Here is a 22,239-nt window from a genome sequence, read left to right as displayed (position 1 = left end):
CGCATGACCAGTTTCACATGATCAGGCTTTTTCGCATCTGCGAACAGGTCGATCATTGACCTGGATCATGTCGCCCGCGGAACTGGCCGGCGATGATGCCGCCATCTTGCATGACACGCCTTGCACGACACGCCGACGCACCAGGAGAGCCGGACCGATGAATGCCGACGCCCACCGCCCAGTTTCCCGTGATGCCGTCGCCCGTGATCAGGTGGCACCTGCTACCACCGCGCCGGATGCGGACGTCACGCCCCATGCCGCCCATCATCACCGGCCCGAGCCCAGCCCCGCGGCCATGCCGGCGCCCTGTGCCGAGGCGCCGGGCGAAATGGCGGGGGCGGCCGTGCGCGACACCGTCGACCGGGCCGTGCATGCCGCCATGGCGCGGGTGACTGGCGGGCTGTCGCCGGCCTCGCTGGCCGATGCCTGGTCGGACTGGATGGTCCATCTGATGAGTGCTCCGGGCAAGCGGGCCGAGCTGGTGGAAAAGGCCATGCGCAAGGCCACCCGGCTGGGCAGTTATGCCGTGCATCGCGCAGGAGCCGACACTCCGGGGCTGGGCCTCGCCGATGGCTGGCGGGCGCTGGTTCCCGGCGCCGACCATCTGCCCTTCGCCACCGCCATCGCCGCCGGCGCCGCCGATGCCGGAACCACCAATGGTCACAGTAAGACGGGGGGGCACGGTAAGACGGGAGGCCATGCGGCGCCCGGCTGCATCGAGCCCCTGCCGCAGGATAGCCGCTTCCGGGCCGATGCCTGGAAGCAGTGGCCGTTCGACCTGCTGTCGCAGGGCTTTCTGTTGCAGCAGCAATGGTGGCACAACGCCACCACCGGCGTGCGCGGCGTGACACCCGCCCATGAACGGGTGATGGCCTTCACCACCCGTCAGATACTCGACGTGTTCTCGCCCTCGAACCTGCCGATGACCAACCCTGAGGTGATCGAGCGGACGATGACCGAGGGCGGCGCCAATCTGGTGCGCGGCGCCGTGCATTTCTGGGACGATATGTGGCGGCAGATGAGCGGCGCCGGCCCGGCCGGCGTCGAGGATTTCGCCGTCGGGCGGAATATGGGCGTCACCCCGGGCGAGGTGGTGTTCCGCAACCATCTGATCGAGCTGATCCGCTATACCCCCACCACCGAGACGGTCCATCCCGAACCGGTGCTGATCGTGCCGGCCTGGATCATGAAATACTACATTCTGGATCTGTCGCCGGGCCGGTCGCTGGTTGAATATCTGGTGGCCGAAGGCTTCACGGTGTTCATGATCTCGTGGCGCAATCCGGGCCCTGAGGACCGCGATATCGGCTTCGATGCCTATCGCACCGATGGCGTGATGGCCGCGATCAACGCTGTCGAGGCGATCGCCGGGCCGCACCCGATCCATGCCACCGGCTATTGCCTGGGCGGCACGCTGCTGTCGATCGCCGCCGCCGCCATGGCCCGCGATGGCGATGACCGCCTGGGCAGCGTCACCCTGTTCGCCGCCCAGTGCGATTTCACCGAGGCGGGCGAGCTGACCCTGTTCATCGATGAGGCGCAGGTCACCTTTCTTGAAGACATGATGTGGGCGCAAGGTTTCCTTGATACCACCCAGATGGCCGGCGCCTTCCAGTTGCTGCGATCGAACGACCTGATCTGGTCGCGGATGGTGCATGACTATCTGATGGGCGAACGCACGCCCATGAACGACCTGATGGCCTGGAACGCCGACGCCACCCGCATGCCCTATCGGATGCATTCGGAATATCTGCGCCGGCTGTTCCTGGAAAACCAGTTCGCCACCGGCCGGTTCGAGGTCGATGGTCAGCCGATCAGCATCACCGATATCCGCGCGCCGATCTTCTCGGTCGGCACGGAACGCGACCATGTCGCACCCTGGGTCTCGGCCTATAAGATCCACCTGCTGTCGGATACCGACGTCACCTTCGTGCTCACCGGCGGCGGCCACAATGCCGGCATCGTTTCTGAACCTGGCCATCCGCACCGCAAGTTCCGGATCATGACCACCCCGGTCGACGGCTTTTACAAGGCGCCGGATGCCTGGGTGGCCGCGGCCGAACAGCGCGACGGATCGTGGTGGCCGGCCTGGACTGCATGGCTGCACGACCGCTCCACCACCCCTGTGGCCCCACCCCCGATGGCCGCCCCCGATGCCGGCTATCCGGCGCTGGGCGCGGCACCGGGGAGCTATGTGTTTCAGAAATAGTCGCCATTGCGACAAGTCCGTATTTTGCGTAAAATATGGACTTGTCGTCTGGAGGATGCTGTCATGCCATCGGTCACGGCCACGGAATTCGCGCGGAACTTTGGCCGCTTCCGCGAAGAGGTGCAGCGCGAGCCGATCGCCATCACCAGCCATGGCCGCACGACCGGATATTTCCTGTCGGCGCATGATTATGCCGAGTATCAGCGCCTCAAGGCACAGGCACGGCAGGTCTTCCATGTCAGCGAGTTGCCGGATGACATTGCCGACGCCATTGAAGCCACACGCATGGACCCGGAGCATGAGGCGCTGAACCGCCTGCTCGACCCGCCGGCATAGAGCGGCCAGCGCCGATGCCTCTGGTTCATCCCGAACCCGGCCTTGTCATCTCGTATCATTATCTCTGGCGATCCGAAGCGGAAGACGGCCTGAGCGAAGGCCGCAAAGCGCGCCCTTGCGCTGTCATTCTGGTGGTGAAACGGGATCCGTCCGGCCAACCGCCATCGGTGACGGTCGCCCCCATAACGCACACGCCTCCGCCTTCCGGCATCGGTGTGGAGATCCCACCGGCGGTCAAACGCCATCTGGGCCTTGATGATCAGCCGTCCTGGGTGATCATGCGTGAATTCAACGTCTTCACCTGGCCGGGTTTCGATCTTGCACCAATCAGAAGCCATGTCGGCGTCAACCAGCCGCCGCGGTTTCACTATGGGCACCTGCCGCCGGCCCTGTTCCGCCGGCTGATCGAGACCTTCGTCGAACTCCGGCGCAGGACGCCGCCCGACATCACCCCGCGCGACACATAATGGCAGGATACGTCATCATCTCCGGCTGCTCCGGCGGTGGCAAATCCACCCTGCTGGCCGAACTCGGCCGCCGCGGCTTCGCGACCGTGCCCGAGCCGGGGCGCCGGATCGTCGCGGAACAGCGCCGCCAGACCGGCCATACCCAGACCGCGCAGGCCCAGACCGCGCAGGCCCAGACCGCGCAGGCCCTGCCCTGGATCGACATGGCCGCCTTCGCCCGCCGCGCCATCGCCATGGCCCTGGACGACCGGGCGGCGGTGGCGCGCGCGGCTGAATCCGGCGCGACGGCAGGCTGGATCTTCTTCGACCGGGGCCTGATCGACGCCGCCGTGGCGCTCCAGCACGCGACCGGCGAACCGGCGATCGAGACCCTGGGCCGCGCCCACCGCTACCACCCCCACGTCTTCCTCACCCCGCCCTGGCCCGCGATCTATCACCACGACGACGCCCGCGCCCACGACCTCGCAGCCGCCATCGCCGAATACCACCGCCTGCGCGCGGCCTATGCGACGCTCGGCTACACCGCAACCATCCTGCCGCTGGTGAGCGTTCAGGACCGCGCGGATCTGGTGCTGGCGCGGCTGGTGGGGGATGTGAAGGTCGGCGACCTGGCCCCGCCGCCCCTGTGATCCCGCCGACAAGTTCCTTATTGTTGTCACGTTTACAATATGGCACGGCATCATCAGACTGGAGGCCATCATTGCGTTCCAGATCTGATGGCGGCAGCCGATGCAATTCATCAAGAATGGCCCTGATGTTCCCGACCGCCTGATCAGGGCGCATGAGGAAGGCCGTGTGGTGTTCTTCTGCGGGGCGGGGATTTCCTATCCGGCCCGCCTGCCGGGGTTCGCCGGATTGGTCGAGAAGCTCTATGAAGAGCTGTCGGTCACGCCGAATCCGACCCAAACCACTGCGATCGAGGCCAAGCAATACGACATCGCGATCAATCTGCTGGAGGCTGACCATTCCGGTGGCCGGGCAGAGGTCCGACAAGCGATGGTGCGTGTCTTACAGCCGGATCTGGACGCGCCCGGCGCCCTGATCACGCACAAGGCCTTGCTGACCCTGGGCAGGACCCGCGACGGCGAGATGCGGTTGATCACCACCAATTTCGACCGGCTGTTTGAAGAGGTGATCCAAAGGGATCGTCTTGACGTCAGCCGGTCGCAGGCGCCGTTCGTGCCGATCCCGAAGCACCGCTGGGATGGCCTGATCTATCTTCACGGGCTGTTATCAGACGATCCCAAATCTGCGGAGCTGGACCAACTGGTCATCTCCAGTGGCGATTTCGGACTGGCCTATCTTGTCGAGCGCTGGGCGGCCCGCTTCATCAGCGAAGTGCTGCGCAAGCATATTGTCTGCTTCGTCGGGTACAGCATCAACGATCCGGTGCTGCGGTACATGATGGATGCGCTCGCCGCCGACCGGCTGTTAGGCGAATCCACGCCTGAAATGTTTGCCTTCGGAGACGTCGCTCAGGGCATGCGGGATCATGCGGATACGACATGGCGTGCTAAAGGCGTTACGCCGATTCTCTACTGTGATCGGAATAATCATGCCTTTCTGCACGAAACGCTCCATGCCTGGGCTGAAATCTATCGCGATGGCGTTGCAGGCAAGGAACGCATCGTCGCCGAAAATGCGATGAAGCGGCCTGCGGAAAGCACCGTCGGGGACAACTTCGGCGGTCGTTTGCTCTGGGCATTGAGCGACCCGAGCGGCGTGCCCGCGAAGCGTTTCGCGGACGCACAGCCCGTGCCCTCGCTCGACTGGCTGGATGTCTTCGAGGAGAAGCGCTACGGGCGCGATGACCTGCCCGCCTTTGGGGTTCATACCGGGCCACCGGACAAGAAGAAGGGCAGAGAGGAAGACGTGAGCTTCAGCCTGCTTCAACGGCCGGCTCCATTCACGCTGGCGCCTTTGATGACGCTGACTGGTGTGGGGTCGCAGGTCGTGCGGTGGGATAAGGTGATGTGCCAGCTATCCAGGTGGCTGCTGCGCCACCTCGGCGATCCCCGCTTGCTGTTGCGGGTCGCGAACAGCGGCATTGCCCCCCATGAAGCCTTGATCTGGTTCATCGGCCGTCGCCTCGACGAGATATCCAGGAAAGAGCGAGATGGTGATCTGGCGGCGTTGGAGCGACTCGGAGAGGGGGCGCCGATGGCGGTTCCCGGCCCCGCCATGCGCAAGTTATGGCGCCTGCTTCTGGCGGGGCGTGTCCGACGTCGGGGTGCCTACACAAATATAGACGACTGGCAAAGTCGGCTCGGCCGCGATGGCCTCACGGCTGCCGCGCGTTCGGACCTGCGCGCAATGCTGACGCCCTATGTCAGCTTGAGCGAGGCTGCCCCCTACTGGACGGACGAAAGCGAGGAACAGCACCCCACAACGATCCGCGACCTCGTGAGCTGGGAGATTATCCTGGCCACTGAGCATGCCCACACCCGCCTGCGCAAGCTGTCAGATGATCCGCATTGGACGGATGCCCTACCGGACCTGCTCGATGATTTCAGCATGCTGCTGCGGGATACGCTCGATCTGATGCGGGATCTCGATCGCGCGGACGACAGGCGCGATCTGTCCTACCACAATCAGCCCTCCATTGCCGAACATCCGCAGAACCAGCGATTCCAGGACTGGACGGCGCTGATCGACCTGACGCGGGATGCCTGGCTCGCCACAGCCGACCCCGCCCCGGATCTGGCGCGGATCATGGCCGAACGATGGTGGCGGATCCGCTATCCCCTGTTCAAACGACTGGCCTTGTTCGCGGCGGCCGAGCGCTCTGTGATCCCGCGCGATCAGGCGCTTAACTGGCTGCTTGCCGATGATCGTCATTGGCTCTGGGACATCCACACGCAGCTTGAAGCCGTGCGGCTGATCGCCGCTCTGGCCCCTGTCCTGGACTCTGCCTTACTGGCACGGCTGGAGGAGGCCATCCTTGACGGCCCCCCACATGATGAGGCCACTACCGCGGCCCGGGATGAGTTCGCGGACCGGAATATCTGGCGTCGACTCATCAGGATCGACCAGAATGGCGGCGCCTTGAGCGCCCTTGGCAAAGCACGTCTGGCCGAACTGTCCGCCCAGTATCCTGAATGGCCCAGCGTTCCGGATGAACAGGATGGCTTCTCGTCCTGGATGACGAGCGGATGGGTGGGAGAGCGCGATCCCCGCAAAACGTTTCAAGACACACCATCGGCGCGAAGAGCTTTCGTCAGCTATATCCTGGCCCAGCCTGACTTGCCAGAGACGCAACAGGATGACTGGCCACAGCGCTGCCGCGACGACTACCGATTGACCGCCTACGCCCTGTGCCACTTGACGAGGCATGACATCTGGCCGACGAGACGGTGGCAAGAGGCCCTTCGGGTCTGGCGGGAGGAAGCATTCGCCGCGCGATCCTGGCGCCATATCCTGCCGCTTCTGGCCAGTGCGCCGGACGATCTTCTGAAGGCGGCGGCCTATGACATCAGCTCATGGGCAAAGGTCGCCGCTGAACGCTCGGATGGCCAGGACGACGCCCTTGTGACGCTTGCCGATCGGATGCTGGCTCTGGATCACGTCCAGGCCGACGGTACGGATGATCCCCTCTCACAGGCGATCAATCATCCGGTCGGCCATATGACCGAAGCATTGTTGCTTCATCTATTCCCGCAGGAATTGAAGGACGGGCAGGGCATCCCCGAACCGATCGCACCACTCTTCGCCAAACTATGTAACACGACAGTTGCACAATTCCGCCATGGCCGCGTGCTGTTGGCAGTGCATCTCGTCAGGCTGTTCCAAGTCGATCCGACTTGGACAACACACCACCTGCTGCCGCTGTTCGACTGGCAACGCTCAGAAGCCGAGGCGTGCGCCGCATGGTATGGCTTCCTGTCGTCTCCGGAATTGTATCACCCGCTGATGGACCAGTTGAAGCCCGCCTTTCTCGACACCGCGCGGCACTACCCATCACTTGACCTCGCCGGCCCAAAATATGCGGCGTTCCTTACCGACGCGGGCCTCGACCTTCATGACGTCTTCACCATTCGTGAGCTTGCCGATGCCACAGCCGCCTTGCCGCCGGAAGGATTGGTCGAGGCGGCCGGTGCCCTGATCAAAGCCCTCGACGCGTCTGGCGCGCAGCGGGGTGACTACTGGGCAAACAGAGTCGTGCCCTATCTTCGCAGGGTCTGGCCGCACAGCCGGGAGAGACTGACCCCGCCGATTCAGAAGCGGTTCGCCCGTCTCTGCATCACCGCAGGGGACGGGTTCCCGGATGCAGTCGAGGCTTTACATGCGAGACTGACGGCGGTGGACGACCCAGACAGCCTTCTTCACGACCTCGCCGAAACCGACCTGTGCGGCAGGTTCCCCGAACCCGCCCTGCGGTTCCTGGACGTCATCATAGGCACACAGCCGGATTCACGGGCGACGAACGACCTTCGCACCTGCCTCGTCAAGATCGCCGGCACCATGCTGACGGCAGAGGCAGACCAGCGCTACAGGCGGTTGATGACCTATGTCCGCCTCCGTAGCCGGGCCTGACCGCAAGCCGGCCGCGCAAGGCTCACCCCTCCAGCGGATAGCCCAGCGCGGCGAGGCCGGGGGCGCAGGCGGCGGTCAGGGCGGCGCGGGTGTCGGGGGGCAGGGTGGTGAATTTGGAGCGGGCGGGTTTGGGGATGCGGGCGACGGTGTCGAGCCAGCCGGCGTCATCCAGCGACGGGTCGATGAAACGGATCATCCGGCGCAGGGTCTCGTGGGGGGATTGCTGGACATCCTCGAACTTCAGCGACAGCAGCCGGTCGGGGGCCAAATCGGCGAAGACCTGCCGGCCCAGCAGGATCATCCGGCTCCAGAAATCGCCCAGATCGGCCAGCGTCACGTCGCCCGCCAGCCGGCGGACGTTCAGGCGCGGAAAGATCAACTGCTGAAGCCAGACATCCAGCATCCGCCCGCGCGGCTGGTGCAAGGGGCGGAAGCCATCGATGCCGAAGCGGCGGGAGGCCTTCATCGCGCCCACCAGCACCCGGAAATTATGGTGATGGGCCATCGACATCGCGGTATCGCGGCCGTCGCGATAGACATGGATCACCCGGGCATCGGGGAACAGATGCAGCAGTTTGGCCGCCACCATCAGCGACCCGCCGGAGCGCTCCACCCAGACCCTGCGGCCGAACCGCGCCATCAGATGATCGAACAGCCCCTGATACTGTGCCGCCAGCGGCATCGCCGGGCGCTGGCGGATGATCGGCGCCAGTTCGTCGAACAGGGCGTCGGGCTGGTCGGTCAGATGCGGCAGGGTCACCATCGCGATCGGCGGAATATCGGCGGCCCGATAGCGGGCGCCGGGCTGGCCCAGCGGATACAGCATCTCGTCGACCACCTCGCCATCCTTCAGCATGGCGTGCAGGGCCGGGCTCTGGCGGCTGAACAGATCCCACATCCAGGCGCCGTCGCGTCGGGCGCCGGTGAAGGCCGCCGGCCCCAGCGGCACGAAGAATTCCGACAGGCTCAACACCTGCGGATGCTTGTTGAGCAGCGCCGATATCATCGTCGAGCCGCAACGCCCGGTGCTGAGGATCAGCACCGGCGCGATGCGGCCGTCGGTTGCGCGTGCGGGAACGGCTGCGGCGGCGGTCATTCCTTCAACGCCGCCGCATGCCAGCGCAGATGATCTTCCATGAAGCTGGCGATGAAGTAATAGCTGTGGTCATAGCCCTCGCGCCGGTTCAGCGTCAGCGGCTGGCCGGTGGCCATGCACACCTCTTCCAGAAGCTGCGGCTTCAACTGGCTGTCGAGGAAGCCGTCGGCCAGGCCCTGATCGACCAGGATATGCGGGCAGCGCGCGCCGTCGGCGATCAGCGCCGTGGTGTCATGGGCACGCCAGAGGCTGCGGTCGGCGCCGAGATAGCCGCCCAGCGCCTTTTCTCCCCACGGGCAGTTCAGCGGCGAGGTGATCGGCGCGAAGGCCGAGACCGACCGGAAGCGGCCGGGATGCCTGAGCGCCATGGTCAGCGCGCCATGGCCGCCCATCGAATGGCCCATGATGCCCTGCGCCGCCATATCGGCCGGAAATTCCGCCTCGATCAGTTGCGGAAGCTCGGTCGCGACATACGAAAACATGCGGTAGTTGCGCGCCCACGGCGCCTCGGTCGCATCGACATAGAACCCGGCGCCAAGCCCGAAATCCCAGGCGCCATCGGGATCGTCGGGCACGGTCTCGCCGCCGTCATCCACACCGCGCGGGCTGGTATCGGGCGCCACCAGCATCAAGCCCAGTTCGGCCGCCACCCGCTGGGCGCCGGCCTTGACGGTGACATTCTCCTCGGTGCAGGTCAGGCCCGACAGGAACCACACCACCGGCACCGGCCCGTGCGCGGCCTGCGGCGGTGTAAAGACCGAGAACCGCATGGTCGTGCGGGTCTCGGTGGAGGCATGGCTGTAGACGCCCTGGACGCCGTCGAAGCAGCGATTGGTGGCGATGGTCTTGAAATCCCTGATCGTCATGATCAGTACACCACCACCGAACGGATCGACTTGCCCTCATGCATCAGGTCGAAGCCGTTGTTGATCTGCTCCAGCGGCATCACATCGGTGATCAGGTCGTCGATGTTGATCTTGCCGTCCATATACCAGTCGACGATCTTCGGCACATCGGTGCGGCCGCGCGCGCCGCCGAAGGCCGAACCGCGCCACACCCGGCCGGTGACCAACTGGAACGGGCGCGTGGAGATTTCCTGCCCCGCCTCGGCAACCCCGATGATGATCGACTGGCCCCAGCCGCGATGGCAGCATTCCAGCGCCTGGCGCATCACCGTGGTGTTGCCGGTGCAGTCGAAGGAATAATCGACACCGCCGCCGGTCAGGTCGGTGATCGCCTGCACCACCTTGTCGGCGCCGACCTCTTTCGGGTTGATGAAATGGGTCATGCCGAAGGCCTCGGCCATCGGCCGCTTCGACGGGTTGATGTCGATGCCGATGATCTTGTCGGCGCCGACCATGCGCGCGCCCTGGATGACGTTCAGCCCGATGCCGCCCAGCCCGAACACCGCGACATCGGCGCCGGCCTCGACCTTGGCCGTATAGATCACGGCGCCGATGCCGGTGGTGACGCCGCAGCCGATATAGCAGACCTTGTCGAAGGGCGCGTCCTCGCGGATCTTCGCCACCGCGATCTCGGGCATGACCGTGAAGTTCGAGAAGGTCGAGCAGCCCATATAGTGATGGATCGGCTGGCCCTTCAGCGAGAAGCGGCTGGTGCCGTCGGGCATCAGCCCCTTGCCCTGGGTGGCGCGGATCGCCGTGCACAGGTTGGATTTCTGCGACAGGCAGGTCTTGCACTGGCGGCATTCCGGCGTGTAGAGCGGAATGACATGATCGCCGGGCTTCACCGAGGTGACGCCCGCGCCGACCTCGCGCACGATGCCGGCACCCTCATGCCCCAGAATGCTGGGGAACACCCCCTCGCTGTCCTTGCCCGACAGGGTATAGGCATCGGTGTGGCAGATGCCGGTGGCCATGATCTCGACCAGAACTTCGCCGGCTTTGGGGCCTTCCAAGTCGAGCTCGACGATTTCGAGCGGCGTGTTGGGCGCGAAGGCGACGGCGGCGCGGGTCTTCATCGGGTCTCTCCTGACTGGGCGGCCGGCCATCGGGGATCCGCGATCGGCCGGTCCGGTCTCACATTCTGAATTCGACCGCGTCGAACCGCCAGTATTCATGATCGATTTCGATCACGACACCGGCGCCGTCGGTCTTGATCCGGCGGATATAGACCCCCGGCGCGCCGGGGGCCAGACCCAGGATCTCCAGCACGTCGCCGGCCAGCCGCACCGGGCGGACCAGCAGATGTTTCTGCACCGGGGTGATGCCGAATTCGGTCATCCACAACTCGGTGGTCGGGCGGTCCTGCCAGTCGGTGGTGGCGTCCGGGCCCGGGCGCCCACCGACGGCTGAGTCTGCGCCGGCGGCACCCGCAGCGGAGGGGCCGAGCCGGGGGGCGTAGAAGGTTTCCTCCACATACACCCGCACACCGTCGAGCGCCCCCCAGGCCAGGGTGCGCAGCGCCATGGTGCCGGCGGCCAGCCCCATCATCCGGGCCTCGGGGCCGGGCAGCGGCACCATGCCATGATCGAGCGACGCCCAGCTTGGCACCCGGCCCTGATCGCGGGCGGCACGGGCGAAATTGACATGGGCACCCGGATCGAAAGCGAGCCGCGGCGGGGTGGCGAACCAGCCACGCCGGTCCAGGCGCATCACCAGCCCCTCGCCTTCCAGCGACATCAACGCATGGCGTACCAGATTGCGGTCCAGCACCAGCAACCGCGCGAGATCCCGTTCCGAGGGCAGCTTGTCCCCCGGCTTCCAGCGGCCATCATCCAGCCCGTCGAGCAGATAGGTCTTGGCCTTCAGATAGGCAGGGTCGCGTGTGGTCATCGGGCGGTCCTGCGGTTGATCGGTCGTCAGAGGCTAGCAGCCCAGGGCCGGGTGACGCCACAGGCACATGCACCCCCCCAACATTTCATCGAGCTGTCGCGGGATTGTGGTTTAAACCAACGGGTCGGGCGCTATCATCCCCCCATCGCCCGCGCTTCCGGAGCCGCTCTCATGCGTTTCGTGCTCATCGGCCTTGATGGCCTGCGTCCCGAACTGGTGACCCCCGCCCGGATGCCGGCGCTGTCGCGGCTGATGGCCGAGGGTTGCGTGCTGGGCCGCCAGTCCGCCGCCTTCCCGACCGAGACCTATGTCAACCTGCCGACCCTGGTCACCGGCGCGCGGCCATCGGGCCACGGCATGGTGGCGAATTTCTTCCTCGATCCCCGGGTCGATGCCCGCGAGCGGTTCGAGGGCTTCGACATCGCCAAGATCGAGAAGGCGACCGCCGCCTATGACGGCCGGCTCTACACCACCCCCACCCTCGGCGAGATGCTGGCGGCCGATGGCCGGCGGCTGAAGGTGCTGTCGGCCAATTCGGCCGGCAGCGTGCGGCTGAAGCAGCCGGTCACGCTTCTGGATGCGCTGTGCCTGTCGGTCCACCAGCCCGCGGCCTCGTTTCCCGTGGCCGAGGTTCAGGCGATCATCGACCGGGTGGGGCCGCCGCCGGCGCCAAAATCCTATCCCGACATCGTAGGCGGGCGCTGGATGACCGATGCCTTCCTGGCCGCCATCGCGCCCGACCTGCCGGATGTCACGATCCTGTGGTATGGCGAGCCGGATAATGCCTATCACATCTTCGGCATCGGCTCCGACACCGCCCTCGATGCGATGCGCGCGGTGGATGACGAGATCGCCCGGCTGGTCGCGTGGTGGCAGGCCGAGGGTCGCGACCGCGATGTTCATCTGGTGGTGGTATCCGATCACGCCCATATCACCCAGACCCGCCGCGTCGATCTTGCCGGCCAGTTGCGCCATGCGGGCTTCACCGTCGACCGGCATCTGGTCGATGGTGCCGATATCGCATTGGTGCCCGGCTATTGCGGCAACCTGCTGGTCCGCGATCGTTCGCCGGCGCTGGCGGCGCGTGTGGCGGCGGCGCTGATGGAGATGGACGAGATCGGGATGGTGTTCTCGGGCCCCGCCGCACCGGCAGCACCACGCGTGCCCCGCCGGCCCGAGGGCACCGTCGCCGAGGGCATCATTCCCGGCAGTTTCGATCGGCGGCTGGTGGGGATCGACCATCCCCGCGCCGCCGATCTGGTGTTCATCCTGCGCAACAGTGACGAGGCCGACCAGTGGGGGCTGGCCGGCACCTGCCTGCACGACAACAGCCTGGGCGACGGGGTCGGCATCCATGGCGGGCTGCACCCGGCCGAGATCCGCAGCCTGGCGGTGTTTGCCGGCAGCGCCTTCCGCGAGGGCGCGGTGGTCGATACCGCGACCGGCATGGCCGATATCGTGCCGACCCTGCTGGCGCTGACCGGCCAGGCCGGCCGGATCGCCGCCGCCCCCCATGGCGGCCGGCCGGTGTGGGAGGCGATGGCCGATCCGGCGGCGGCGGCGCGCCTGAACCGGATCGACCCGGCCATCATCGCCGAGGCCGTCGCCCGCCCCGATACCACACAGACCCTCACCACCGGCACCGGCCGCTTCACGCAGCGCCTGGACCGGCTGATCCGCGACGGCCAGGCCCATGTCACCGCCGGCCGCCGGCTCTGAACCGATGGCGGCCATGGCAGGGCGCGGCGGTGACATCGCCGCGGTATCGCGCGGGCATGGCTGGTTCCCGGCGCGATAAACCCTTATCTTGACAGCCATGACACAGTTGCGTCGGTCCATTTCCCATCCCCTTCGCCTCGCCACCGCCTCGCTGCTGGCGGCGATGGCGGCCGGCTGCGCGCCCATGGCGCATGAGCCTGACGATCTGCCGCCCGAGGGGATCATCCTGCCCAGCACCGATCCGATCATCGTGATGACGCCCGATGGCCGGCCGGTGCCGGATGATGCCGGCCTGGACCGGCCGGTGCTCCATGATCCGGCCGTGTGGCAACCGGTGGTGTGGCCGCCGGGCAGTGTGGCGCCACAGCCGCCGGCCGCGGTCGACGCGCTGCTCAATGCCGGCATGGCGCGGCGGTTCGAAACCATGGCGCGGCTGAAGGCCGACAACCGGGTGACCGCGAAACTGGCCGCCGATCGCCGGGCGGTCAATCTGGGCGGGCTGCTGCCGCTGTCCTATCCGGCCTCGGTCACCATCGATCCGCTGATGCCGGCGCCGACCCCATCCGAGACCATGGCCCGGTTCCGGGCGCTGGACCAGATGGTCGTCGACCGGGTGATGACCCAGGGCGAGGCCCAGGCGGAACGCGCCCGCATCGTCGATGCGGTGCTGCCGCCGGCACCGCCCCAGCCGCTGCCGGCGCCGCAGGTGATGACCGCCACCGAACTTGCCGATCACGGCCGGCGCATCGATGCCTGGCTGCGCCGTGGCCTGATCACGGTCGCCGAGGCCAGCGCCGAGCGCAGCCGGGTCATCGATCTGACCCGCCAGATCGAGATGCAGGCGGCGATGCAGGCAGCACCGGAACCGGCGCCACCGGTCGAGCCGCTGGCCCCATCCCCTGCCATACCGCCTGCGACACCGGCCCTGCCCGTGCATGATGGACCCGCCGCACCCCCGCGCGAGCTGCCACCCCCGCAGATCACCCCGGCCACCCCCACGCCGCCGGTGCTGCCCGCCGGCTATCCGGGCCTCGCCCCCTATCCCGGCGAGACGGTGCCCGAGCCGGGCCGGCCGGTCAGTCTGATGCCGGCGACGGGGTGAAGAACACCACAGGCAGCGATTGCATCGATGGCGTATTGAACGAGTTTATCCATTTTTACCGGAAACCTGATATAAACGGGTAAATTCGTTAAAGGAGGCCTCGTGTGGATCCGGTTCGCAATCCATTCGCACCTGGTGCGGGCAATCCACCGCCTGAACTTGCTGGTCGTTCGGCCGTTCTCGACGACGTCGGTGTCACACTCCGCCGCATCGCTTTGGCCAAACCCGCTCAAAGCAGCATCCTGGTGGGGCTTCGCGGGGTTGGTAAAACGGTACTGCTGATACGTATCGACGAAACCGCTCAGCGGGAAACATTCAAAACGCTCTACATCGAGGCGCATGAGGACAAATCCCTTCCAGAACTTCTGGTTCCGGGACTACGGCGAATATTGATTTCATTGAGCGTTCTTCAGTTGGGACGGAATGCGGCGCGGCAGGCGCTCCGCGTTCTGAGCAGTTTCGTAAGATCTATCAAGTTGAAAGTGCATGACATAGATCTTGAGTTGGGAATTGATCCGGAAGTCGGTTCGGCGGACAGCGGCGATCTTGAGGCAGACCTGCCGAGTTTGTTCCTGTCGATCGGGCAGGCCGCAAAATCCGCCGGCATCCCGATCGTCATACTGATCGATGAAATGCAGTATCTGAAAAAAAAGGAATTCAGCGCGCTCATCATGGCGATCCATCGCACCAGCCAGGCCAATCTGCCTGTCACGCTCGTGGGGGCCGGATTGCCGCAGATCCTTGGATTGGCCGGTGATTCCAAGTCTTATGCCGAACGCCTTTTCAAATACCCGAAAATCGGGGCACTTGACGAACACGATGCGCGAGACGCCATCCTTGGCCCTGTTCAAGCCGAAGGTGCGATGATTGACGAGGCCGCCATCTCTGAGATTTTGTCGGTGACAGAGCGATATCCGTACTTCTTGCAACAGTGGGGCCATGAAGCCTGGAACATCGCCGGTGACGGCCGGATATCAAAGAACGACATCTTAAAGGCCACGTCGGCTGCGATCGTGAAACTCGACGAAAGTTTCTTCCGCGTGAGATTTGATCGATGCACACCAGCCGAAAAGCGATATATGCGCGCTCTGGCAGAACTCGGCCCTGGAACCCATCGATCTGGGGAAATCGCCGAGAAACTGAGCCTGAAGACGACCAATGTCGGCCCGACCAGGGACAAGCTGATCCGCAAGGGCATGATCTATTCACCCCAGCACGGCGACACCGCGTTCACTGTCCCGCTGTTCGACGCTTACATGCGCCGGGTCATGCCCACCCTCGACTGACCAAGGCGCGAACATGATTGCCTGCCGCCATCAATCGCCGCGCGTGACGCGACGCCGCGCCCTGGGCAGGACAGCACGCAGACAGACTATCCGATAAGTAGATCGAATTACGATTGACTCACTTTTTGATTCAAAGTGTACTCCTTTCCACCAAACACCATGGGAAAGGGAGGACATCATGATCAAGGCCATGAATCGCAAGGCGCAGTATGCGGTTGTCGATGTGAAGCAGCTTCGGGCCATCAATCCGCTGTCCGACGGTGAGGTCATCGAGGCCCAGAAGGGCGTCACCAAGGATATGATCGCGGCACTGGAAGAGATGGTGAACGCGGCGAAGGCCGGGAAGCTGGAAGGCGACGACGTTCTGGCGATCGGCGCCCTGGCCTGGGCCAGTCCCAGCATCTGAGCGTCCATGCGCCGGCCATCACCGGCCGGTCCGCCGGCACGGTGATGGCCGGCCCTCATGTCCGGCCCCTTTCACTGGCGGAGCTGACGCGATGGCCACCTCCACACCCGCCGTGCCGCTCGGCCCCCGATCACCATCAAGGTGCCGATTTTGGCACGTTACCCATTACGCCCACGATGCCGGCGCCCTGGCCGCGCGCGCGGCGGCGCCGGCCGGCACCCCGGTGATCATGCTACCCGGATCGGAGACGGCCTCAGGATCGGGATCGGACGCGGGACCCGGCGGCGGCGCCTGTCTGGATTCCTTCGTCTGCGCGGCCGCTGTGCTGCGGGATCTGGCGGAACGGCTGGGCACGCATGCCGGCGCCGGCACACCCGGCGCGTCGCTGGCCCGTCGACTGATCGCGGCGGCGGCTGATCTGGCCGGGGTGACCGCGCATGAACATGCTCTCGATGCCCGTGGCGACCTGGAATCGGCGATCCTGGGCGATGGCGGCGCGCTGGCGGCGCTGCGCCGGGTCAGTCGCGAGAGCGCCGGCTCGGCCCTGATGATCGACACCGCGGGCCGCCTTGTCGCCGATGCGCTGGAATGGCTGGGGCCGGTGACGGTTATCACTCCGGATGTCACCCGCATCGACCGGCCCAGCCTGAAGGTGCTGGCCCGCGGTTGCCTGCTGGCCCCCGCCGACAGCCGGGTCACCTGGATCTGGCGGCAATCGCGCGATAGCGGCTTCAGCACCGATGCCGGCGCGGCGATGGCCGATGATGTGGCGGATGGGGTATTCGGCCGACTGGCGGCGGACAGCCGCGATGATCTGCTGGCAACGCTGCGCGCGATCCTGAGGGTCTCACCGGTTGTGACATCGGATACCGCCGCCGGCCCGTCGGGCGCGGCCGGGCCGCTATGGGTCAGCGCCCGCACCGTCGCCGGCGCCTGCGCATGGCTGTCGACCCAGAACTACGATGCCGGTCTGTGGTGGGCCGCTGGCCTCACCCGGTCATCCGTCGACGATCACCGGCTGATCGCCCTGATCCTGACCAATCTCGGCCTGCATGATCAGGCGATCGACCAGTTGACCGCCGGCCACGACAAGGCGCGCCACGCCACGCTGCGCGCGCATCTGCTGTATATGCAGGCGCTGATCTGGTCGAAGCGGAAATTCGATCTGGCGCGCAGCGAGGACTGCATCGCCCGCGCCCATCAGGCGCTGGATGCAGCTTTGGCCGATGATCCGGGCGATGTCGCCATGGAACGGGCCTGGCTGCACAATGGTCAGGCGATGAACGCGCTGCTGGTGGCGCGCTTCGCCGGCCGGCCGGTGGCCGAAGCGTTCCCGCTGTCATACGATCATCTGACCCGTGCCTTTGCCGGCGTCACCCGCGGCCATACGCCCGACCGCACCTATCTGCGGTTCAACCTGCTGGGCAATATGAGCAATCTGATGGAGATCCGCGGCGAATACGCCGTGGCGCTCGATCTGCTGACCAAGACCTTCGATGAAGACCTGACCGCGCGCATCGATGATGGCGGGCTGTCGCGCGCGGCACAACTATGCATGCGCGCCGGGCTGATGGCGCGCTCAGGCGACCCGGCCTCGGCGCTGCCACTCTTCGCCACCGCCCATCAACTGGTCACGGCGGCGAACCGGCCGCTCAGCGTCGAGATCCTGGCGCGGTCGCTTGGCACCACACAGCTCCGGCTGGGGCTTGCCGATCAGGCGCGGACGGTGTTCACCGCCGGGCTCGATCAGGCATTGGCATCGCGCGGCGCCGTGGGCGCCCGGATCCACGGCGCCGGCCTCGCCACCTGCCATCTGCGCCAGGGCCGGCCCGATCAGGCGCTGGATCTGGTGATGCGGCTGGGCGACGAAGACGGGCTGTGGCTGGTGCCGCCCGATGCCGCCCATGCCCGCGACCTGTCGGCCCTGGCACCGCCGTCGAGCTTTTCGAGCCTGCCGACCAGCCTGCCCGAGATCGACCTTGAAGGGCTGCACGGGGTGAGCATCGCCCGGGTGCTGCATGGCCACAGCGATGATCTGGGGCGACTGGCCCGGGCGCGGTGCGCATGACCGCCGCAGCCCCCGATGCCACGACCGCGCCGCGCCGGGTGATCGTCTTCGGCGGTGGCCAGATCGGCACCTTCACCCTGCGCAGCCTGCTGGCCGCCGGTCATGAGGTGGTCGTCGCCGACCGCGCGCCCGATGCGGCCTTCCTGCGTCGCTATGGCCGCCACGCCGGCCCCGTCCACAGCCTCGACATCTGCGACGCCCCGGCGGTTGCCGGGCTGATGGCATCCTGTGGCCGGGTCGATGCCGTGATCCTGACCGCCGGCATGACCGGGGCGCTGGCCGCGGCCGACCCGGCGGGCGCGCGACGCGTGGCGCTGGATGGCACGGGAACCGTGCTGGATGCGGCCGCCGCGGCCGGCATCCCCCGGGCGGTACTGGTCAGCAGCCTTGCGGTCTATGGTGCGCCGACAGAGGCCGACCGCGCCGCCGGCAGCCTGATCGAGAGTCGCGCGCCGATCGACCCGCCCACCGTCTATGGCCGCATCCTGGCCGATATGGAGCGGATGGTCACCAGTCGCCGGCACGGGCCGGAATCGGGGCCGGATTGCGTGCTGATGCGCATCGCCGGGGTCTATGGCCCCAACCGCTTCGGCCATGGCAGCCATTCCTCAGTCCTGCTGGAACGGATGCTGTATTGCGCGGCGCAGGGGTTTTCGCTGACCCTGGAGGGCTATGCCGAGGATCGCGACGATCTGGTCTATGTGAAGGATGTGGGGGCGGCGCTGGCCCGGGCGGCCACCTGCGCCGACCGGCCGGACGGACCGATCAACGTCGCGACCGGCCGGGTCGCCAGCATGGCCGAACTGATCGACGCATTGGGGGCGGTGTTCGCGACGGTGGATGTGCGGCTGAAGCCGCCGGCCCGGCCGCGCCCGCCCTTGCAGCGGCTGCCGCTCGACATCGGCCGGCTGACCGGCAGCCTTGGGATCGCTCCCCGCACGATCGAGGACAGCCTGAGGGATTATGCCCGCGAGGCCGGCTTCGATGTCGCCGCCGAGGCCCCCTCCGCCGAGGCGACCGCGTGATGCCCGACCCCGCGCATAGGGAAACCCCGCCGATGATCGCCAATACCGCACCCGCCTCTGCCATCACCCACGGAGCCCTGCCCGATCCGCGGCTGCTCGCCATCTGCGGGTCGATGAAGCCGGCGCCCGGTCAGGACCAGCCATCGGCCTGCCGCACTCTGCTGCACGCCGCCATGGGCATTGTCGGCCGGGTTTTTCCAGCCATCGACCTGATGGATCTGCGCGACGAGGCGCTGCCGCCCTTCCAGGGGCTGGACCCGATGGACCATCCCCATCCGGGGGTGCGGCACTGCCATGCCCGCATCGCCGCCGCCTCGGGGCTGGTGCTGTCGGTGCCGGCCTATTGGGGCGGGGTCGGCGGCACCTTCAAATCCTTCGTGGAAACCGTCAGCGGCCCGGCCTATTCGGCGGGCGCGCGCTCGCCCTTCGCCGGCCGGCCGGTGGTGGCGCTGATCGTCGGCGCCGATGCCGCCTCGGCGGCGGCGGCGGCCGAGCAGCTACCGGTCATTCTGCACTGCCTGGGCGCGCGGCAGGCCGGGCCGTTCGTGGTGGTCGACGACCCGGCCGCCGCCGGCATGGCCCAGCGGGCAATTCAGGGGCTGGTGGTGGCGACCGCCGGCCTGGCCCGCGACGTCGCCACCGCCGCCACGGTTGCGTCATGACCGGGGCGGCCTCTACGGGTGCAGCCTCCCGGCCTGCCGGCGATCCGACGCAGGCGGTGGCCGCAATCATCGATCAGGCCACCGCCATTCTGGCCGCCGGCGGGCTGCTGGACGGCCGCGCGCCACGCTTCGATGCCGCCGGCTACCGCCATGCGACCCTGGCGGTGGAACAGCGGTTTCAGGTGCCGGAGACCACCATTTCGCCGGTGATGCGGCGGTTTCTGTGGCAGCTTGCCCGCATCAGCAGGCCCACCCGCATCTATGGCGCCGGCACCTATGCCGGCTTCGGCTTCGCCTTTCTGGTGGCGGGGCGCGCGACGGTGGATGACGATTTCCAGGCATGGGGGGTGGATTGCGACGCTCAGGCGACCGCGCTGGCCCGGCGCAACGCCGATCACGCCGCCGCCGCCGGTGCCACGGCGTTCCGTGCCGGCGGGCCGCTGGAGCTGCGATCCGCCGATGCGATCGCCGATCTGGCAACGGACGATCAGCCGATCGACCTGTTGTTCATCGATGTCGACCATCCCCAGACCCGCAAGGCGCTGTATACCGATGTGCTGCGTGCGGCCCGCCCCCGGCTGCAGCCGGGGGCGCTGATCCTGGCCCATGATCCGCTGGTGCCGGGCTTCGCCGGCGATTTCCAGCGCTATAACGCGGCCATCGCCGCCGATCCGGCACTGCTGGGGCCGGTCGTGCTGCCATTGGACAGTTGCGGCCTGTCGGTCGCCCGGGTGCGGCCATGACCGCGCGGCCGGAGCCCGCCACCGGGACAGCGGCACCGCCGGTCGATCTGTCGCTGGGGGTGATCGCGCCCGAACTGTTCGCGGCCGAGGATGCCGGCCGCTCCACCCTGGCGGTGCCGCCCGCCCTGCTGGGCCGCTATTCGCCACGCGGCGGCCTGCCGCTGCTGCGTCAGGCGGTGGCCGCGATCGAAGCCGTGGCCGCCGAACAGGTCACCATCACCACCGGCGCGTCCATGGCGCTGACCGCAAGCGTCGCCACCCTGCCCGCCGGCGCCACCATCCTGCTGCCGCGCCCGGGCTTTCCGGCCTATGCCAATATCGCTCGGTTTCTGGGCCGGCCGGTGGCGTGGTACGACCTGCTGCCACCGGCCGATCCGGTGCAGAGCATCCGTCAGGCCCTGGCTGGGCAGGCGGCCGGAGCGGTGGTGATCAACACCCCCGGCAATCCGCTGGGCAATCTGCTGTCGATCGATCAGGTGGCGGCGATCCGCCGGCTGACCATTGATGCCGGCTGCGCGCTGATCATCGACGAAACCTATGCCGGCCTGATCTTCGACGATCCGGAGGGAACGGCGTGGCAGGGACAGGGCCGCGGTGTGAATGTTGGGCCGGACCGGGCCGCCGGCGCCGGTGACGATGTCATCCGCATCCTCAGCTTCTCGAAACAATACCGGCTGGCGGGTGCGCGGCTGGGCTATGCCATCGCCAGCCCCAACCGCATCCGGCGGATCGAGGATGTTCACTGGACACTGGCGATGTCGGCGCCGGTGGATGCCCAGATTCATGCGGCATCGGCCCTGGCCGCCCGGCAACGGCTGACGGCGGCGCCCGATATCGCCGCACGGCTGCGCGGGCTGGCGGACAGGGCAATCAGGCATCTGGCCCCGGTCGGGGCCTTGCGGATCGTGCCGCCGCGCGCCGGGCCGGTGATGTGGCTGGAACTGCCAGGATTTCCAGGCGACAGTACCGCTCTGGCCGGGCGTTGCGCCCGCGAGGCAGGGGTTCTGGTGGTGCCGGGCCTGGCCTTCGGGGTGGCGTCGCCACCGGCGATCCGCTGCTGTTTCGCGGTGCCGGAACCGGTGCTGGATCAGGCCTTCGGGCGGTTGGCGGCCCTGATGGACCAGATGGATCCGAACCAGGGGAGCCGCCTGCCATGACCACAACGTCATCATCGCCCACCGACAGCCGGCCATCGGTTGTGCTGCTGGCGGGCAGCCTGCGCCGGCCATCCTATACCCATGGCCTGTGCCGGGCGCTGGCGGAAAGCCTGGATCGGGCCGGTCTGGCGGCAACCCTGTTCGACATGCGCGATCAGGCGCTGCCGCTGGCCGACGCCGCCTGGCACCGCGACCCGGCCAGCCATCCCGATCCGGTGGTGCGCCGGATGGTGGCGGCGGTGGATGGGGCGGCGGCGATCGTGCTGGCGACGCCGCTCTATCACAACGGCCCCAGCGGCGCGCTGAAGAACACGCTCGACCTGCTGTCGATCCCGCAACTGGCCTATAAGCCGGTGGGTCTCGCCAGCCATGGCGGCGGCCGCACCACCCAGGCGGTGGACCAGATGCGGATCTGGGTCCGTGGCCTGCTTGGCCATGCCATCGCCACCCAGGTCTGCACCGACCGTCGCGACTTTACCGAGGCGGCGGCGACCGACCCCGCCACAGATGGGCCGCACACCGATCCGCAGCTCGCCGATCCGCTGATCCTGCAACGCGTCGACCGCTTCGCACAGGAAATGGTTGTAATGGCGCAGGTGATGCGGGTTGCCCGCCAGGCGCTGATCTAGGGCCAA

At 67.0% G+C, this 22,239-nt stretch carries 19 protein-coding genes; 15 read left to right on the top strand and 4 right to left on the bottom strand.

Annotation, left to right across the window (positions count from 1 at the left end; all coding sequences use genetic code 11):
- The first annotated feature begins 157 nt into the window (after positions 1 to 157).
- The 5 genes from WG924_RS09610 (at position 158) to dsr1 (ending at position 7,545) form a co-directional block, all read left to right on the top strand.
- Complete coding sequence (locus WG924_RS09610; protein WP_345932784.1) at positions 158 to 2,209, top strand: PHA/PHB synthase family protein; 2,052 nt, start codon at positions 158 to 160, stop codon at positions 2,207 to 2,209.
- A gap of 63 nt (positions 2,210 to 2,272) precedes the next feature.
- Positions 2,273 to 2,545 carry a type II toxin-antitoxin system prevent-host-death family antitoxin gene (locus WG924_RS09605; RefSeq protein ID WP_345932783.1) on the top strand — a complete coding sequence of 91 codons (273 nt, stop codon included), beginning with the start codon at positions 2,273 to 2,275 and terminating at the stop codon, positions 2,543 to 2,545.
- Between the two features lie 278 nt (positions 2,546 to 2,823).
- Complete coding sequence (locus WG924_RS09600) at positions 2,824 to 3,012, top strand: hypothetical protein (RefSeq protein WP_345932782.1); 189 nt, start codon at positions 2,824 to 2,826, stop codon at positions 3,010 to 3,012.
- Positions 3,012 to 3,641: an AAA family ATPase gene (locus WG924_RS09595; protein ID WP_345932781.1), complete on the top strand. Its 630-nt coding sequence runs from the start codon at positions 3,012 to 3,014 to the stop codon at positions 3,639 to 3,641. Before WG924_RS09600 ends, WG924_RS09595 begins: the two co-directional genes overlap by 1 nt.
- Positions 3,642 to 3,741: 100 nt before the next feature.
- On the top strand, positions 3,742 to 7,545 hold the full coding sequence (gene dsr1, locus WG924_RS09590; RefSeq protein WP_345932780.1) for an anti-phage defense-associated sirtuin Dsr1: 3,804 nt from the start codon (positions 3,742 to 3,744) through the stop codon (positions 7,543 to 7,545).
- A 22-nt stretch (positions 7,546 to 7,567) separates the two neighbouring features.
- Here the strand turns inward: dsr1 and WG924_RS09585 are convergent, their stop codons facing one another.
- Genes WG924_RS09585 through WG924_RS09570 form a run of 4 tightly spaced genes read right to left on the bottom strand, consistent with a single transcriptional unit; the run spans position 7,568 to position 11,436 of the window.
- Complete coding sequence (locus tag WG924_RS09585) at positions 7,568 to 8,641, bottom strand: sulfotransferase (RefSeq protein WP_345932779.1); 1,074 nt, start codon at positions 8,639 to 8,641, stop codon at positions 7,568 to 7,570.
- Positions 8,638 to 9,507, bottom strand: a complete 870-nt coding sequence (gene fghA / locus WG924_RS09580; RefSeq protein ID WP_345932778.1) for an S-formylglutathione hydrolase — start codon at positions 9,505 to 9,507, stop codon at positions 8,638 to 8,640. Before fghA ends, WG924_RS09585 begins: the two co-directional genes overlap by 4 nt.
- Positions 9,508 to 9,509: 2 nt before the next feature.
- Positions 9,510 to 10,622: an S-(hydroxymethyl)glutathione dehydrogenase/class III alcohol dehydrogenase gene (locus WG924_RS09575; RefSeq protein WP_345932777.1), complete on the bottom strand. Its 1,113-nt coding sequence runs from the start codon at positions 10,620 to 10,622 to the stop codon at positions 9,510 to 9,512.
- A gap of 58 nt (positions 10,623 to 10,680) precedes the next feature.
- Positions 10,681 to 11,436 carry a GntR family transcriptional regulator gene (locus WG924_RS09570; protein WP_345932776.1) on the bottom strand — a complete coding sequence of 252 codons (756 nt, stop codon included), beginning with the start codon at positions 11,434 to 11,436 and terminating at the stop codon, positions 10,681 to 10,683.
- Positions 11,437 to 11,607: 171 nt separating this feature from the next.
- On the opposite strand from WG924_RS09570, the gene WG924_RS09565 reads away from it, so the two are divergent.
- The 10 genes from WG924_RS09565 to WG924_RS09520 all read left to right on the top strand — a co-directional run bounded on the left by WG924_RS09565 (position 11,608) and on the right by WG924_RS09520 (position 22,233).
- Complete coding sequence (locus tag WG924_RS09565) at positions 11,608 to 13,155, top strand: alkaline phosphatase family protein (RefSeq protein WP_345932775.1); 1,548 nt, start codon at positions 11,608 to 11,610, stop codon at positions 13,153 to 13,155.
- Positions 13,156 to 13,243: 88 nt separating this feature from the next.
- Positions 13,244 to 14,257: a hypothetical protein gene (locus tag WG924_RS09560; RefSeq protein ID WP_345932774.1), complete on the top strand. Its 1,014-nt coding sequence runs from the start codon at positions 13,244 to 13,246 to the stop codon at positions 14,255 to 14,257.
- A gap of 104 nt (positions 14,258 to 14,361) precedes the next feature.
- Positions 14,362 to 15,543: a DUF8462 domain-containing protein gene (locus tag WG924_RS09555; protein ID WP_345932773.1), complete on the top strand. Its 1,182-nt coding sequence runs from the start codon at positions 14,362 to 14,364 to the stop codon at positions 15,541 to 15,543.
- 178 nt (positions 15,544 to 15,721) lie between these two features.
- Positions 15,722 to 15,949 (top strand): hypothetical protein, encoded by a 228-nt coding sequence (locus tag WG924_RS09550; protein WP_345932772.1) that lies wholly within the window; start codon positions 15,722 to 15,724, stop codon positions 15,947 to 15,949.
- A gap of 229 nt (positions 15,950 to 16,178) precedes the next feature.
- Positions 16,179 to 18,017, top strand: coding sequence for a hypothetical protein (locus WG924_RS09545; protein ID WP_345932771.1), 1,839 nt, complete (start codon positions 16,179 to 16,181; stop codon positions 18,015 to 18,017).
- A complete protein-coding gene (locus tag WG924_RS09540; protein ID WP_345932770.1) occupies positions 18,014 to 19,042 on the top strand; it encodes an NAD-dependent epimerase/dehydratase family protein in 1,029 nt (342 codons plus the stop codon). The genes WG924_RS09545 and WG924_RS09540 overlap by 4 nt, the downstream gene beginning before the upstream one ends.
- Before the next feature lie 32 nt (positions 19,043 to 19,074).
- On the top strand, positions 19,075 to 19,704 hold the full coding sequence (locus WG924_RS09535) for an NAD(P)H-dependent oxidoreductase (RefSeq protein ID WP_345932769.1): 630 nt from the start codon (positions 19,075 to 19,077) through the stop codon (positions 19,702 to 19,704).
- Positions 19,705 to 19,760: 56 nt separating this feature from the next.
- Positions 19,761 to 20,447, top strand: a complete 687-nt coding sequence (locus WG924_RS09530) for an O-methyltransferase (protein ID WP_345932768.1) — start codon at positions 19,761 to 19,763, stop codon at positions 20,445 to 20,447.
- A complete protein-coding gene (locus WG924_RS09525) occupies positions 20,444 to 21,604 on the top strand; it encodes a pyridoxal phosphate-dependent aminotransferase (protein WP_345932767.1) in 1,161 nt (386 codons plus the stop codon). The genes WG924_RS09530 and WG924_RS09525 overlap by 4 nt, the downstream gene beginning before the upstream one ends.
- Positions 21,601 to 22,233, top strand: a complete 633-nt coding sequence (locus tag WG924_RS09520; RefSeq protein ID WP_345932766.1) for an NADPH-dependent FMN reductase — start codon at positions 21,601 to 21,603, stop codon at positions 22,231 to 22,233. Before WG924_RS09525 ends, WG924_RS09520 begins: the two co-directional genes overlap by 4 nt.
- Positions 22,234 to 22,239: the final 6 nt, after the last annotated feature.

It is taken from the genome of Tistrella arctica (assembly GCF_039630945.1).
Lineage (GTDB): Bacteria > Pseudomonadota > Alphaproteobacteria > Tistrellales > Tistrellaceae > Tistrella > Tistrella bauzanensis.
Note: the sequence above shows the minus strand (reverse complement) of the source record. Positions and strands in the feature narration are given on the sequence as shown.